The sequence below is a fragment of the Nitrosophilus sp. genome (assembly GCF_982775275.1).
Window position 1 is genome coordinate 1 of record NZ_CEXZHP010000016.1, and the last position, 15,900, is coordinate 15,900.

Annotated in this window: 16 protein-coding genes; 7 read left to right on the forward strand and 9 right to left on the reverse strand. The window is 33.7% G+C overall.

Annotation, left to right across the window (positions count from 1 at the left end):
- On the reverse strand, positions 1-525 hold a 525-nt coding region (locus tag AC30RD_RS01770; RefSeq protein WP_489492438.1), incomplete at its 3' end, for an SDR family NAD(P)-dependent oxidoreductase.
- Positions 526-766: 241 nt separating this feature from the next.
- Between AC30RD_RS01770 and rho the strand changes: the two genes are divergently transcribed.
- Genes rho through AC30RD_RS01805 form a run of 7 tightly spaced genes read left to right on the forward strand, consistent with a single transcriptional unit; the run spans position 767 to position 5,820 of the window.
- A complete protein-coding gene (gene rho / locus AC30RD_RS01775; RefSeq protein ID WP_489492439.1) occupies positions 767-2,107 on the forward strand; it encodes a transcription termination factor Rho in 1,341 nt (446 codons plus the stop codon).
- A gap of 20 nt (positions 2,108-2,127) precedes the next feature.
- Positions 2,128-2,415 carry a nucleotidyltransferase family protein gene (locus AC30RD_RS01780; protein WP_489492440.1) on the forward strand — a complete coding sequence of 96 codons (288 nt, stop codon included), beginning with the start codon at positions 2,128-2,130 and terminating at the stop codon, positions 2,413-2,415.
- Between the two features lie 7 nt (positions 2,416-2,422).
- The gene (locus AC30RD_RS01785; RefSeq protein WP_489492441.1) at positions 2,423-2,833 is read left to right on the forward strand and encodes a HepT-like ribonuclease domain-containing protein; all 411 of its coding nucleotides are present in this window, start codon (positions 2,423-2,425) and stop codon (positions 2,831-2,833) included.
- Positions 2,830-3,582, forward strand: a complete 753-nt coding sequence (gene murI / locus AC30RD_RS01790) for a glutamate racemase (protein WP_489492442.1) — start codon at positions 2,830-2,832, stop codon at positions 3,580-3,582. The genes AC30RD_RS01785 and murI overlap by 4 nt, the downstream gene beginning before the upstream one ends.
- Before the next feature lie 37 nt (positions 3,583-3,619).
- The gene (locus AC30RD_RS01795; RefSeq protein WP_489492444.1) at positions 3,620-3,910 is read left to right on the forward strand and encodes a nucleotidyltransferase family protein; all 291 of its coding nucleotides are present in this window, start codon (positions 3,620-3,622) and stop codon (positions 3,908-3,910) included.
- Positions 3,903-4,250, forward strand: coding sequence for a HepT-like ribonuclease domain-containing protein (locus AC30RD_RS01800; RefSeq protein ID WP_489492445.1), 348 nt, complete (start codon positions 3,903-3,905; stop codon positions 4,248-4,250). Before AC30RD_RS01795 ends, AC30RD_RS01800 begins: the two co-directional genes overlap by 8 nt.
- A complete protein-coding gene (locus tag AC30RD_RS01805; protein WP_489492446.1) occupies positions 4,243-5,820 on the forward strand; it encodes a DNA polymerase III subunit gamma/tau in 1,578 nt (525 codons plus the stop codon). The genes AC30RD_RS01800 and AC30RD_RS01805 overlap by 8 nt, the downstream gene beginning before the upstream one ends.
- On the opposite strand, the gene AC30RD_RS01810 is transcribed toward AC30RD_RS01805, so the two are convergent.
- From AC30RD_RS01810 to AC30RD_RS01845, 8 genes are all read right to left on the reverse strand, one after another.
- A complete protein-coding gene (locus AC30RD_RS01810; protein ID WP_489492448.1) occupies positions 5,810-6,493 on the reverse strand; it encodes a 3-methyladenine DNA glycosylase in 684 nt (227 codons plus the stop codon). The genes AC30RD_RS01805 and AC30RD_RS01810 overlap by 11 nt on opposite strands.
- Positions 6,494-6,533: 40 nt before the next feature.
- Positions 6,534-7,346 (reverse strand): TIGR00282 family metallophosphoesterase, encoded by an 813-nt coding sequence (locus AC30RD_RS01815; protein ID WP_489492449.1) that lies wholly within the window; start codon positions 7,344-7,346, stop codon positions 6,534-6,536.
- Positions 7,347-7,364: 18 nt separating this feature from the next.
- The gene (gene mfd, locus AC30RD_RS01820) at positions 7,365-10,337 is read right to left on the reverse strand and encodes a transcription-repair coupling factor (RefSeq protein ID WP_489492450.1); all 2,973 of its coding nucleotides are present in this window, start codon (positions 10,335-10,337) and stop codon (positions 7,365-7,367) included.
- Between the two features lie 2 nt (positions 10,338-10,339).
- Complete coding sequence (locus AC30RD_RS01825) at positions 10,340-11,527, reverse strand: bifunctional folylpolyglutamate synthase/dihydrofolate synthase (protein WP_489492451.1); 1,188 nt, start codon at positions 11,525-11,527, stop codon at positions 10,340-10,342.
- Positions 11,508-12,008: an LPS assembly lipoprotein LptE gene (gene lptE, locus AC30RD_RS01830; protein WP_489492452.1), complete on the reverse strand. Its 501-nt coding sequence runs from the start codon at positions 12,006-12,008 to the stop codon at positions 11,508-11,510. The genes AC30RD_RS01825 and lptE overlap by 20 nt, the downstream gene beginning before the upstream one ends.
- Before the next feature lie 8 nt (positions 12,009-12,016).
- Positions 12,017-14,467 carry a leucine--tRNA ligase gene (leuS, locus tag AC30RD_RS01835; protein WP_489492453.1) on the reverse strand — a complete coding sequence of 817 codons (2,451 nt, stop codon included), beginning with the start codon at positions 14,465-14,467 and terminating at the stop codon, positions 12,017-12,019.
- The gene (gene secF, locus AC30RD_RS01840; RefSeq protein WP_489492454.1) at positions 14,467-15,438 is read right to left on the reverse strand and encodes a protein translocase subunit SecF; all 972 of its coding nucleotides are present in this window, start codon (positions 15,436-15,438) and stop codon (positions 14,467-14,469) included. Before secF ends, leuS begins: the two co-directional genes overlap by 1 nt.
- Positions 15,438-15,900, reverse strand: a 463-nt coding sequence (locus AC30RD_RS01845) for a SecD/SecF family protein translocase subunit (protein WP_489492455.1), incomplete at its 5' end; no start/stop codon positions are given. The genes secF and AC30RD_RS01845, both read right to left, overlap by 1 nt.

A 15,900-nucleotide genomic window follows, 5' to 3' on the forward strand; every position in this document is an offset into this window, starting at 1 on the left:
ATATTTTAGATCTTTATAAGCTTTTGCAGCATCTTTTAGTATCTGTTCGCTCATGAGTTTGCTATATCCGTAAGGGTTTATGGGCAAAGTTTTAAAATCCTCGGTTATTCCCTCTATTGGAATATCTTCTGGTTCTCCGTAAACCGCCGCCGTTGAAGAAAATATAAACTTTTTTACTCCACCTTCTGCGGCAATTTTTATGAGATTTGCCGTATTTGCCGTATTGTTAAGATAGTATTTGATAGGATTTTTCACAGATTCAGGCACAACCAAAGACGCGGCAAAATGTATAACACTATCAAACCTCTTTTTTTCAAAAAGCTCTTTTATCTTTTTATATTCTGATAGATCAAGTTTTATAAACTCAAAATCTCCATAATGTTTTTTAACTCTATCTATCGTATTCAAAAGTCCGGTAGATAGGTTGTCTATAACGGTGATATCCCTATATCCTCTTTTTAAAAGCTCTTTTACTACGTGGCTTCCTATATATCCAGCACCACCGGTGACTAATATCCTCTCCATAAAAACCCTCTTTTTTATTAAAATATAATTTTATCAAAAAGTTTCTGCAAAAAAATAAATACCATAAATTAGTTTTAACCAAAAATTTTACGAAAAAAGAGTTTCAAAAATGTTTCAAAATCCATTTCTCTTGACAATAAAGATGGGTTAGTATAAAATTACAACAAGATATTTATATTTTGCTCTTTATTTTTCTTTCGCAAATCCTACTGCAAATCCCAAAAATCACAAGAGGAAATCAATGAACGAAAATACACATCAAAACAGCGCTACCGCCGTTCAAAACGGACAAAAACAAAAAACAAGAACGCATATTCCCGTTGAAGGGTATACCATAGAGGAGCTAAGAACAAAAACTCTAGATGAGCTTATAGCCATAGCTACGCAGCTTGGCATAGAAAACCCCCAAGAGTATAAAAGACAAGATTTGATGTTTGAGATATTAAAGTCTCAAGTAAGCAAAGGGGGATATATACTATTTACCGGTATTTTAGAAATTACTCCTGAAGGGTACGGGTTTTTAAGAGGTATAAACGAAAACTTCTCAAACACGGCAAACGACGCCTATGTAAGCGCCACTCAGATTAGAAGATTTGCCCTAAGAACGGGGGATGTGGTAACGGGTCAGGTAAGACCGCCAAAAGATCAAGAAAGATACTATGCACTTTTAAAGATAGAGGCTATCAACTATCTTCCTCCAGAAGAGAGTAAAAAAAGACCTCTTTTTGACAACTTAACGCCTCTTTATCCCACAGAAAAGATAAAATTAGAATATGATCCTATGAGACTCACAGGAAGAGTTTTGGATCTTTTTACGCCTATTGGCAAAGGGCAAAGAGCTCTTATAGTGGCTCCTCCAAGAAGCGGTAAAACAGAGCTTATGAAAGAGCTAGCCCACGGTATAGCAAAAAATCATCCAGAAATCGAACTAATCGTCTTACTAGTAGACGAAAGACCCGAAGAAGTTACCGATATGGAGCGAAGCGTAAAAGGCGAAGTTTATAGCTCAACTTTTGATATGCCAGCACGCAACCACGTCCGAGTAGCGGAACTCGTCATAGAAAAGGCTAAAAGAAGAGTAGAGATGGGCAAAGATGTCGTAATCTTGCTTGACTCCATAACAAGACTAGCTCGCGCTTACAATACCGTAACCCCATCAAGCGGTAAAGTTTTAAGTGGAGGGGTTGACGCAAACGCTTTGCATAAACCAAAAAGATTTTTCGGTGCGGCTAGAAATATAGAAGAGGGAGGAAGTTTAACCATCATCTCCACAGCTCTTATAGAAACCGGCTCTAGAATGGATGAAGTTATCTTTGAAGAGTTCAAAGGAACCGGTAACTGCGAAATAGTGCTTGATAGAAAAATAGCAGACCGCAGAATCTATCCTGCGATCGATATATTAAAATCTGGAACTAGAAAAGAAGAGCTGCTGCTTGATCCAAACACTTTACCAAAAGTTTGGGCGCTTAGAAACGCGATGCAGCAGATGGACGAAGTCGAGGCGCTTAAATTTTTATATTCAAAAATGCTAAAAACAAAAAATAATGAAGAGTTTTTAAGTATTATGAATGAGGGAGCATAATAAAGTTTAAAGAAATAGATATGGATAAAAAAGTCTTAGATAAACTAAAACAAGCAAAAAAAAGGCTTAAAGAAGAGTTTGGCATAGAAGAGATTGCCGTTTTTGGCAGTTTTGCGAGAGGAGAAGAAAAAAAACAGAGCGATATAGATATTGCCATTATAAAAATGAAAAGAAAAAACGGATTAATAATCGCAAATGCAAAAAGATATTTAAGCGATTATCTAAAAAAAGATGTTGATTTAGGACTTTATGATTCTATCCATCCTTTTATAAAGGATGTTATAAAAGAGGACTTAATATATGTCTAAGAGAATAATGGAGTTTTTTTTATTTGATATTTTTGTAGCGATTAGAAAAATAGAGCAAACTTGCAAAGATTTTCGCACCGCTCAAGAGTTATTATATGATTATAAAGCTTGGGATAGTGTTATTAGAGAGTTTGAAATCATAGGCGAAGCGACAAAACAACTTATAAATAGTAATATCATAGATGATAGTAAAAGAGATATTGTCGATTTTAGAAATTTGCTTATTCATAACTATTTTGGGATTGACCCAGATGAAGTTTGGGATATTATACAAAACGATTTAAAAGATTTTAAAAAATATATAACACAACTGATAGAATCTACCGATAAAAGCTTAAAAGAAAAACTTATCGATAGTTTTATAGATCATAACAGTTATTTAGATTTTATTGTAAAAGATTTAGAAAAACTAAGATGAAAGCGGCGGTTTTTGACAGCGGTATAGGCGGGCTTACGGTTGTAAAGAGTTTGCTTGAGCATAAGCTTTTTGAGGAGATTGTCTATTTTGGCGATACCGCGAGAGTTCCTTACGGGATAAAAGATAAAAATACGATCATTCGTTACTCTTTAGAGGCTTTGGAGTTTTTTAAAAATTTTGAAGTAGATATATTGATAACCGCTTGTAACTCCGTTAGCGCCCATGCGATAGCCGAACTTAGAGAAAACGCACCATTTCCGGTCGTTGGAGTTATAGAGCCCGGAGTTTTGGCTCTTGAAAAAAAGATAAACAACAAAGACAAAAATATACTCATCATCGGAACAAACGCTACGATCTCTAGCAAAAAGTATCAAAAGATTTTAAAAGAAAAAGGTTTTAAAAACTTTATATCAAAGCCAACACCTTTATTTGTGCCCATAGTTGAGGAGGGACTTTTTGAGGGAGAGGTCTTAAAAGCCGCACTAAATCACTACTTTAAAGATATAAAAAAACCAGATGCCATAATCTTAGGATGCACCCATTTTCCACTTATTGCAAAAAATATAAAAGAGTATTTTAATAACGAAGTTTGTCTAATTCATTCTGGAGAGGCTATAGTTGAACATTTAGAAGAGGATTTTGGACTAAAAAAGCGCTTTTTTGATACGAACTTAAAACTTTTTGCCTCAGAAAATCCTGAAAAATTAAAGACGATCGCAAAAGTTTGGTTAAAATCTTCTATTGTATAATAATATAAAAATAAAAAAATAATGCTACGGAAAAAATATGAATAAAAATACAATTTTAAAAATAATAAAAGATAATAAAAAAGAGTTGTCAAAATTTGGCGTAACAAAAATAGGTATTTTTGGAAGTTTCGCTAAAGGAACTTTTACAAAAAACAGCGATATTGATATTTTAGTGGAAATTGAAAAATCAAAAAAAACTTTACACAACTTTTTAGAAATAAAACGTTTTTTAGAAAAAAAACTTCAAAAAAAAATAGATCTAACAACTCCCGAAGCTTTAAAGAAATATATAAAAAAAGAGATTTTAGAAACGGTTTTGTATGTCTAGAGATCAAGTATTATACCTTCTTGATATAAAAGAAAGTTGCGAAGCAATTTTTGAATATTTAAAAGATATAGAATCTGCTCAAGATTTAATTAAAGATAGAAAAACATATCAAGCAACTATAAGAGAATTTGAAATTATAGGTGAAGCAGTTTCTCATCTTTCAAAAGATATTAAAGAAAAATTTACCGAAATCGAATGGAGAGACATTAAAGATTTTAGAAATTTACTTATTCATGAATATTTTGGTATAGATTATGAAATAGTGTATAAAACTGCCAAAAATGACTTGGAAAATCTTTATATAATTATTAATAAAATCTTAAAGGAAAAACTTGAGTAAAACTTTAGCTCTAAAATATCGTCCAAAACGCTTTGAAGACTTAATAGGTCAAGACTCTATCGCTCAGACGCTATCTTTAGCTCTTGATAGCGGTCATCTATCCCATGCATACCTTTTTAGCGGGCTTAGAGGTAGCGGTAAAACAAGCACCGCAAGAATCTTCTCAAAAGCTTTGATCTGTGATGAAGGCCCTACTAGCAAACCATGCGAAACTTGCCAAAACTGCTTAGCCGCAAATGAAAACAGACATATAGATATTGTGGAGATGGATGCGGCAAGTAGCAGAAAGATAGACGATATAAGAGATCTAATAGAGCAAACCAAGTATAAACCGGCACAAGCAAGATATAAAATATTTATAATAGACGAAGTTCATATGCTAACTCGCGAGGCTTTTAACGCTCTTTTAAAAACACTTGAAGAACCGCCAGAATATGTAAAGTTTATTTTAGCTACCACCGATCCTTTAAAGCTTCCTGCGACTATTTTGAGTAGAACGCAACATTTTAGATTTAAAAAAATCTCTCAAAAAGATATAGTATCGCATCTTTCCCATATCCTAAATCTTGAAAACGTAGAATATGAAGAAGAGGCCCTTGAGATTCTTGCTAGAAGCGGATCGGGGAGCTTAAGAGACACTCTTACCTTACTAGATCAAGCTATAATCTATTCAAAAAATTTTGTAAACGTTCAAACGGTTACGGAGATGCTAGGACTTGTGGATCCAAAAGTAATAGAGGATATCTTTCAAACTATTTTAAATCGCCAAAAATCAAAAATCAAAGAGATAGTAAAAGATTTAAGGGACTTTGAAGCCCAAATGGTAATAGATGAGATGATAATATTTTTAAAAAACAGGCTTTTTGAAGAGGATGTTAGGTTTTCTACACTAATTTACGATAGATTTTTCAGGATATTAAACGACGCCAAATCTTTGCTTTTTATAAACGCCGATGAAGAGTTTGTTTTGAGTTTAACTTTTTTTAAAATGATAGAGGCTTTAAAAATAAAAGAGATAGACGAGATTATAAAATCTTTTGAAACAAATAGCGAAAATTTAGACCAAAAAAAAGAGACAATCAAAGCAAAACCGCAAAAAGATATAGTCAAAACTACACAAAAAAGCGATCAAGAGAAATTTAGCGACCTTATAAAAAAGCTTTATGATAGAGATTATGATCTGGGAGAATGTTTTAAAAATAGCGTAAAATTTATCTCTTTTAAAGATAATATACTCACTTGGGAGAGCGACGCTGATGATAGATGTAAAGAGATTTTAAAAGTATCATACGGAATTATTCGACACTTTGTTCAAGAAATTTTTGGCATTGAAACAAAAATCAAAAAAATAGATCCCTTAAAAGAGAAGATAAAAAAAGCTGAACTTCACGCTAACGAAGAGTGTTCTTCGATGTTGGAAAAAATTGAAGGAGACAACAGCTGCGTTAGCAATGCTTTGGGACTTGCAGCAAAAGAGTTTGACACAAAAGATATATTAAACGAGCCTATGGTTCAAAAGGCAAAAGAGCTTTTTAACGCAAAAAGGATAATAGTAAAGCCTAAGATATAAAAAGCAGCTTTTTAACTTTTTCTTCTTTCTCTTTTCCTCTAAAATGTTCTTTGCAAAAATCTACAATTTTCCCGTGAAATCTAGCATATATTTGATTTAGCGGCAGTTCTTTATCATAAAGTTCATATATATTTTCTTGATTTTGAAAAATCCCCTCAGTTAAAAAATCCTGTATCTCATCATATTCACAAAATTCGTATCCCAAAATATTTAAAATCCTCGCTGTATAACTATCTACAACCATAAAATCTTTATAACAAGCATAATTCAATATCGAATCTGCCGTCTCTTTACCTATACCTTTTTGATCTAAAAGCCAATATCTGCTAACTTTTTGTTGAAAATTTCTAAAATCTCCAAACTCTTGTAAAATATTTTGAGACAGTTTTTTTAATCTAAAAGCTTTCGTATTATAAAAACCGGCGGGTTTAATAAGCTCAGATAAAACTTTTTGATCTATTTGGGACAATTTTTCAAGCTCTATTTTGCCAAGATAACTTTTTAGATTTTTTAAAGCTTTTTCTACTTTCTCCCATTTTGTATTTTGAGTAAGAATAGCCCCTACAACAACTTCAAAAGTTCCACTATTTGGCCACCAGTATGGATCTTTTTCATCTTTTAAAAATCCAAGCTCTTTTAGTCTTTTTAACAGCTCAAAACTACTCTGAAGCATCTTTCTCCCCAACTTTGAAGTGCGACTTCGAACAAATATTTTATTTTTCAATAAAAGCCTTTTGAGAAATAAAATATTCCTCTTCGTCATAAGCTTTTATCTTATAAGCATCTACGCATTTTCCGCCATCTATATCAAAAACTACCATCTGCAATATTTTCTTACATTTATCAGGAACGTCAAATCTTCCCGGAAGACCCGTTAAAAATCTTTTTATAGGAACATCCTCTTTCATCCCTATTACATTATCTCTGCATCCAGTAAGTCCAACATCAGTAACATATCCCACACCCTCAAAAATAACCAAATCATCGCTACCCACGTGAGTATGAGTTCCGGCTATCGCGCTAACTTTTGATTTTAGCATCATCAAAAGAGCCCTTTTTTCACTCGTAGCTTCGGCATGCATATCTATAAATATATTTTTAACATCATCTTCAATCAGCTTATCAACGACTCTGTTTATCGTTATAAAGGGATTTTCTACCATCGGCATCGAAAAATGGCCCATCAAATTTATCACAGCAAATCTCTCTTTGTTTATTTCAACTATCTCAACCCCTCTTCCTGGAACCCCAGCGGGATAGTTAACCGGTCTCAACAGAGGCATAGAGCCTAACATTCCAAAGATCTCTTTTTTATCCCAAGTATGATTGCCGCCGGTCATTAGATCTATTCCGCTACCAAAAAGCTCTTTTGCGTTTTTTTCAGTAAGGCCAAATCCATGACTTGCGTTTTCATAGTTTGCTATTACAAAATCAAGCCCCTCTTTTTCTCTAATATGCTTTAAATGAATCTTTACCATTTTTCTACCGGGCTTTCCAATAATATCACCAATAAACCCTATCTTCATTCCACCCCTTTTAATATTTCAAAAACTTCGAAGTTTGAGTAAGGTAGTGGATATTATATCGTCATCATCTTTGCTTCTTGCTTTGATAAACTCTTTTTTAGAATCGACATATTCAAAAGTTATATTTTCGTTATAGTTTGAGATAGTTTTTATGCCCCGTTTCATAGCTAAAATCTTAATGATTACAAGATCTAAAAACTGTTTTGATATAGTATCTAATTTTCCAAATCTATCAACAATCTCTTCTTCTATATCATAAACCTCATCTACGCTTTCGCACTGTCCAAGTCTTCGATAAATATCTAATCTCAATCTATCTTCGCTTATTAACTCTTTTGTTAAATAGGCGTTGATCGCCAGTTTTATCTCGACTTTTGGTTTTTCTTCTATCTCCCCTTTGGTTAGAGCGTTTATAGCATCTTCTAACATTTTGATATATAAAGAGTAGCCTATATTTTTGATATGACCGCTTTGTTGAGCTCCTATAAGATTGCCTCCGCCTCTAATTTCTAAATCGTGCATCGCCAAAACCTGCCCGCTTCCCAAAAAGGAGTTTGTCTCAAGGGCAATTAGTCTTTTTTTGGCTTCTTGTGTAATTTTTTGCTTATCTTCAACAAGATAGTAACAAAATCCCTCTTTTTTTCCTCTTCCAACTCTTCCTCTTAACTGGTGCAAATCGGCTATACCAAATCTATCTGCGTTATCGACTATTATCGTATTTACGTTTGGAAGATGAAGTCCAGACTCTACAATAGATGTTGATAAAAGAAGATCATACTTTTTATCGTAAAACTTAAGAAGCTCTTTTTCGCTAACAGCAGCACTTACTTTGGAATGTAAAACAAGTATCTTTAAATTTGGCAAAATCTCCAAAAGCTCCTTTTTCTTCTCTTCTATTTCAGCTATGGAGTTAAATATATAAAAGATTTGGCCACCTCTTCTTAATTCTCTTAAAACAACCTCTTTTATAAGTTTTGGATTATACTCTTTTACATACGTTCTAACCTCTTTTTTTCCTTGAGGAGGAGTTAAAAGTGTGCTAAAATCTTTTATTTTGCTAAGAGCCATATTTAAGCTTCGAGGTATAGGGGTCGCGCTCATTGTAAGCAGATGGACATCTTGTGTTAACTCCTTTAATTTCTCTTTCTGTTTTACTCCAAATTTATGCTCTTCATCGATAACAACCAACGCCAAATCTTTAAAAACAGCCGAAAATATGGAATGCGTTCCAACAACAATATCGATCTGTTTGTTTTTTAAACCTTCTAAAACTCTTTTTTTCTCTTTTTGAGTAACAAACCTATCAAGCTTAGCCACTTTTATATCAAATTTTTCAAATCTCTCTATCAAAGTATTATAATGCTGGTTTGATAAAAGGGTAGTTGGAGCTATAAAGGCCGCTTGATAACCGCTTTTTACCGCCGCAAATATTGCGTTCATCGCAACCTCGGTCTTTCCAAAACCCACATCTCCGCTTAAAAGCCTATCCATCACTTTGCCACTGGATAGATCGCTAAAAATCTCATCAATAGCCTTTTTTTGATCCGGTGTATACTCAAATCCCGCATCTTTTTGGAAGATCTTTATCTCAGGATTTTCTACATCGCAAACTTTTCCTTTAGAAAGTTCTCTTTTAGCTGCAAGTTTTACTATATTGCTGGCTATTTCAAAAAGTTTTTCTTTTACTCTTTTTTTAAGTTTGCTAAAAGAAGCGCTTCCAAGTTTGTCTATAACAGGTAACGTCCCGCTATCTGCGACATATCTATCTATTAGATCTATATTTTCAACGGGAAGTAAAAGTTTATCGTCTCCCGCGTATTTCAAAACTACAAAATCCCTTGTAGCTCCAAGTATGCTAACCGGTTCTATCTTGCTAAAAATAGCTATGCCGTGATTTTCATGAACAACATAATCACCGGGTTTTAACTCATCTAATAAAACCTTTGCTTTTTTTACTTTCTTAAATTTGGCTGGTTTATTGAGAGAGATAATTAGCTCATTTTCGCTTTGGATATTTAAGATAATATCTTTATAGATAAAATTTAATCCTTCAAAATTTTTTATCTCGCTTCTTCTAATAGCGGTTTCGTTTTTGGCAATTATACTTATCTTTTTTTCTTTGTTTGCGTTTATTAAAAAGTTAATATCTAAAACTTCTATATCTTTATACTCTTTTGCTTCTTCAATCGTTTTTAATTTAAAACTATCTTTATCTACAAATACCGAATTTTGGCTATATAGATCCTCAATCTCATCTTTTAGATCATTAACAAAATAGGCCTCTTTATCTTTCAAAAGATCTACCTTATCATCCAATACCCAAAAACCTAAAGAGAAAATATCTTTAAAAAACGCATCGCTATCTAAACTTTTGGCTCTTTTTTCAATCTCCTCATACTCTTTTTCGTCCAAAGAAAATAGAGCGGGAGTTATTTTGATAGATTCCAACTCCTCTTTTTGACTCTTTTGAGTAAATTCGTCAAAATATCTAATAGACTCCACCTCATCATCAAAAAGACTTATTCTAACGGGACTTGAGTCTTTTGGATAGATATCAATGATATCCCCTCTAAAAGAGGCCTCTCCTTTAGCCTCTACCACATCCACAAACTCATAACCCCAATATAAAAGTCTCTCTTTTAAGCCTTTTAGATCCAGCCTCTCTCCAAACTCGATCTTAAACTCGTCAAAATATCTACTTGATGGCATATAGTTTGATAGTGTCTGATAGGGTGCTATCAAAAGAGTTTTTTGTTTGAAGTTGGACTTCGAAGTTTTATAATATTTATGGAGTGCCGATAAGAGCTCTTCAAGCTCTTCTTTAAAACTTCTTAGATCATCTTTAAATCTCGCTCTAAAATCTGGAAGAACTATATGCTCAATTTCCAAATATTTTGCTACATATTCTACTTTTTTGGCTTCAATATCATCTTTTACTACCAAAATGTCCGGAACTCTCTTTTTTAAAAACTCAAAAATCTTCGCCTGCATGCTTAATCAACCCTTATATTTTTTACAAGGCCTTGCCTCGATAAATATTTAAGAAAATTTTCGGCGACTTTAAAGGAGCCAAAAACTAAATAGTTTTCATTTTCTTCCAATCTTTCAAATTCACAAAACTCAATATCAAGCTCCCTTAAAGCCTGTTTTAAATCCTCCTTTTTAACGGCTCTTTCATCATCTATATCCAAAATTTGGACTCTTTTTATTTTCGGCTTTAAAATCTTTAATACCTTTTTATAATCTTTATCTTCGTAGCTGTTATACACTAAAACTATCTTTTTTTCAAGTTCTTTTAAGATCTCTTTTGCAGCCAAGGGATTGTGCCCCACATCTAAAATAACATTATCTAAAATTTTTTGCATCCTACCAAAAATATTTATATCTTCAATTTTTTTTAAATCTACCTCAACATCCAAGATTTTTGCCGCCGCCACCGCTAAAGAGAGATTTTTTGCCAAAAATGAGCTTTTTTTGATCTTTTTCATAAAATTTTTAATTTCGTCTAAATCGACCATATCTTTGGCAAAATAGAGTTTTGCCCCCTTTTTGGAAGCTATTTTTTTGGCTATCTCTTCTACTTCTTTATATCTTTGATAACCAATAACCGCTTTTTTTTCTATACTTCTTATTTTTGTAGAGGCTATCTTTTCAATGGTGTCTCCTAAAAACTCTTGATGGTCAAACCCTATTGTGGTTATTAGAGAAAGTTTTTTTTCAAAAACGTTGGTAGCGTCAAACTCTCCGCCAAGTCCAGCCTCAAAGATAGCAAAATCCACTCCTTCAAAAGCAACGGCAGCTAAAAGTGTGGTATATTCAAAATAGCTAAGAGTTTTTATAAATTTTTTTGGGAGTAGAGATAAGAGCTTTTGATGGGCACTCTCTAAAGATTTATCATCGATATCTTTTCCATCTATCCAGATTCTTTCGTTAAATCTTAGTATATGAGGAGAGGTATAATGGCCTACTTTATAACCGCTTTTATATAAAATATAGGCTAAAAATCTTCCGGTGCTTCCTTTTCCGTTGGTTCCTATTATATGGATAATTTTTGGTAAACAAATATTATCTTTTATGGCTTCATAGGCCTTTGGGACTCTTTCAAAATCGATATTTTTATAATAGAGGCTTTTAGAGTCTAAAAACTTTTTTAGATTCAGCTTAGCTTCCTTGATACCCAATAATCGAGATTCTGGAAATAAACTTATCAAGAGCTTTTTTTGAGCTCTCTCTTATCGCTTCAAATCTTTTTGTATCAGAAATTACGCTGTTTGGCTCTATAGGAAAGTCGTAATTGCCAGAAACGTTTATAGATTTTGTCATATTTTTGTTTTTATAGATAATATTTAAGGTCGTAATAGCTCTATAATACACAACATATCCGTTCTTATCATACTGCAACGGTCTAAAACTTACACTACTTAAGCTTATAATTATCTGGGAAGTGGCATCTTTTTTTGTTGACAATCTCCCTTTAAATCTACTAACAACCGCTTCATTAATAGCATCTTTTATCAATACCGCGTTTTCAGGGTCTCTTAGATAAACCTTTACATCTGTGTAGATTCTATCCCCAAGAACCTTTTTTGAATAGAGGGATGCGGGCTTATACCCGCACCCGATAAACAAAAACAGAGTAAAAAGTAGTATTAAATATCTCATTTTATCCTCTATTTAACTACCAGATTAACCAGCCTGTTTGGAACCACAATCTCTTTTATAATCTTTTTATCCTCTATCCATTTTTTGGCCGCCTCTTTTGCTACTTTTAAAATCTCTTCTTTGGTAGCATCCTTTGAAACTTCGATTTCGCATCTTCTTTTTCCGTTTATTGTCACGGCCAAAGTAATACTCTCTTCTTCAAAAACCTCATCTATTATATCGATTTTACAAAAGTTTTTTCTATCAAAAAGATTTTGGGAAATCTCCCAGCAAACATGGGGGATAATCGGTTCTAAAAGATTTGTTAATATCCAATATCCTTCACTTAAAACATCTTCGTTTTTTTGAGCGCTTAAAGCGTTCATAGCCTCCATGCAAGCGGCTATTAGAGTGTTGAAACTATAGCTTTTCTCATAAACTTCATACCCTTTTTTTAAAGCCTCGTAAACCTTTTTTCTAGCAAATTTCTCATCTTTGTTTAAACTTTTATGATCTATTTTTGGAAGGGAGTCTATTTTTTTTACATTTTTTGATCTTTCAAAAAATCTTTTTATAAACCTATAAGCACCCTCAACCGCGCTATCGTTCCACTCAAGCTCTTTAGAGGGCGGAGCCGCAAAAAGTATAAAAAGCCTTGCGGTATCGGCACCATATTTTTTAATCAAAAGATCCGGATCAACAACGTTGCCTTTGGATTTACTCATTTTAGCGCCATCTTTTAAAACCATGCCTTGAGTCAAAAGCCTATCAAAAGGCTCGTCAATTTCTATATAGCCAAGATCTCTTAAAACTTTCGTAAAAAACCTCGAATAAAGAAGATGAAGTATCGCATGCTCAATTCCGCCGATATATTGATCTACGCTCATCCAATAATCAACATCCTCTTTTCTAAAAGGATAATCTTTCCAAAATCTTTTTGGGGTAGTATATCTCAAAAAATACCAGCTCGATTCAACGAAAGTATCTAAAGTATCTGTCTCTTTTTGGGCGTCATGTCCACATTTTGGACATTTGGTATATTTCCAGGTAGGATGAAGCTCCAAAGGATTCCCCTCTCCGGTTATCTCAATATCTTGGGGTAAAGTAATTGGGAGATTCTCTTTTTTTTGTGGGACGATACCGCATTTTGGACATTTTACCAAAGGAATAGGAGTCCCCCAATATCTTTGTCGACTAACCAGCCAATCTTTTAATTTAAAATTTACGGTTTTTTTCCCAAGAGAGTTTTTTTCAAAATATTTTATGATCTCCTCTTTGGCTCTTTTGCTATCTAAGCCGCTAAATTGGCCGCTATCAAATAAAACTCCATCTTCGGTATAAGCTTTATCTAAATCTAACTCTTTATCTTTTGGTTTTATAACATATTTTATTGGAAGATTATATTTTTTCGCAAATTCAAAATCTCTCTCATCATGAGCGGGTACGGCCATAACGGCACCGCTTCCGTATTCTGTTAAAACAAAGTTCGCCACCCAAACCGGAATTTTCTCTTTTGTTAAAGGATGAATTACGTAAAGATTTAAAAAAAGCCCCTCTTTTTCGGCTTGAGCCCTCTCTTTTGGAGGCATATTTTGCATCTTTTTGATCTTTTGGACGCTTTTTTGATCTAAAAGATTTTTTTCTATCATATATTTTACTATCTCGTGTTCAGGAGCTAAAGCCGTATAAGATACCCCATATATTGTATCGGGTCTTGTTGTAAATACTCTAAATTTTTCAAACTTCTCATTTAAAATCTTTTTGCTCTCATCTGTAAAATAAAAATCAAACTCCAAGCCTTCACTCTTTCCGATCCAATTTTTTTGCATAGCTATTACCTGGCTTGGCCATTTTCCCTCAAGCTTGGCTAAATCGTCTAAAAGTTCTTGGGCATAGTCGGTTATTTTTAGAAAATATTGCTCTATCTCTTTTTGGACCACTTCACTATCGCATCTCCAACATCTACCCTCAATTACCTGTTCGTTTGCCAAAACGGTCTTATCGTGAGGGCACCAGTTAACGGCGGCTTTTTTTCTATATAAAAGCCCCTTATTCCATAGATCTATTATGAAATTTTGCTCCCATTTGGTATAAAGCTCATCACAGGTTGCAAACTCTCTCTCTTTGCTAAAGCTAAGGCCTAAAGAGTCAAGCTCTTTTCTCATATACTCAATATTTTCATATGTCCATTTTTTTGGATGGACTCTATTTTTTATAGCGGCGTTTTCGGCAGGCATACCAAAAGCGTCCCAGCCTATAGGGTGCAATACGTTTTTATCCATTTTTCTATAATATCTAGCGATTGCGTCGCCTATGGCATAATTTCTCACATGTCCCATATGAATTCTTCCGCTAGGATATGGAAACATACTTAAGATATATTTTTTCTCTTTTTTATAATCTTCCGATGGCTCATAATATCTATCTTCTATCCAAGTTTTTTGCCATTTTTTTTCTATTTTTTCAGGATTGTAATCCATTAAACTACTCCTCCCTCATACATTGCTCTAAGCCTCTGTTTTTCAGCCTCTCTTTTTTTCTTTTCGGCAAGTTTTGCTCTATATTTTTGTAGATTAAACCCTAACCATCCCAGTAGAGGCGAAGCAACAAAAATAGAGCTGTAAGTTCCCACAATAACGCCTATTAAAAGAGTAAAACTAAAACCTTTTATTATCTCCCCGCCAAATAGAAAGAGGGTCAAAACAACAAAAAAGGTTGTAAGTGAAGTAAGAGTGGTTCTTGAGAGCGTTTTTGTGATAGACTCATTTATCACTTCATTTAAATTATTAGTTTTAGCCTCAACTATACCTTCTCTAATTCTATCAAATACTATAATAGTATCATTTAAAGAGTATCCCAAAATAGTTAAAAGAGCGGCTAAAATATCCAGATTTACCGATACATTAAAAAGGCTGATAGCTCCCATTGCGATACTTACATCGTGAACTAAAGCGAGCACCGAAGCTAAGGCAAAGCGCCACTCAAACCTAAAAGATACATATAACAATATACCCGCAATCGCTATCAACATAGCCATAATGCCTTTTTCCCTAAGCTCGCTTCCAACTTTTGGCCCTACTATATCAACCCTTCTTATCTCAAACTTTCCGGTATTTTTCAACACCTCCCTAGCCTCATCTCCGATATCTTTTGATAATTTTTTTGTTGAGCTTTTAACTCTTATAATTATCTCTTCTTCGCTTCCAAAATATGTAACAGAGGCGTCTTTAAAAATCTCGCTTTTTTTCAAAGCCTCTCTTATTGTTTTTATATCTACCTTTTTATCATACTTCACCTGAACGATCGTTCCACCAGTAAAATCGATACCAAAATTTAGGCCTTTTGTGAATAAAAGCAAGTAACTAGCCATTATTAAAAGCAAAGATATAGATATAAAAATCTTGCTTTTACCCATAAAATCATATATTTTAGTAGTTCTGAAAAACTCCATTATTTACCCTTTATTCCAAACCAAATTGAGAGATTTTTACTCTTTTGAATCTTTGGCAAAATAGCGTCATATATCCCGTGGGTTCCAAGTATAGCCGTTAGCATAGAAGCCAATATACCGATGCTTATAGTAATGGCAAAACCTTTTATAGGCCCCGTTCCATATGCATACAATACAACCGCGGCTATAAGAGTTGTTATATTTGCGTCTAAAATTGCGCTCATTGCGTTTTTATAGCCTTGCTCTATCGCTTTTTTTATACTTACCCCTTCTCTTAAAAGTTCCCTAATTCTTTCATTTATAATAACGTTTGCGTCAACCGCCATACCAACAGTCAAAACGATACCCGCCATTCCAGGAAGAGTAAGAGTGGCTCCAAAAAGAGCCATAATGCCTATGATTAAAAATAGATTGGCTATTAGAGCGATATCGGCTATAATTCCCGCAATCCCGTAATAGAGT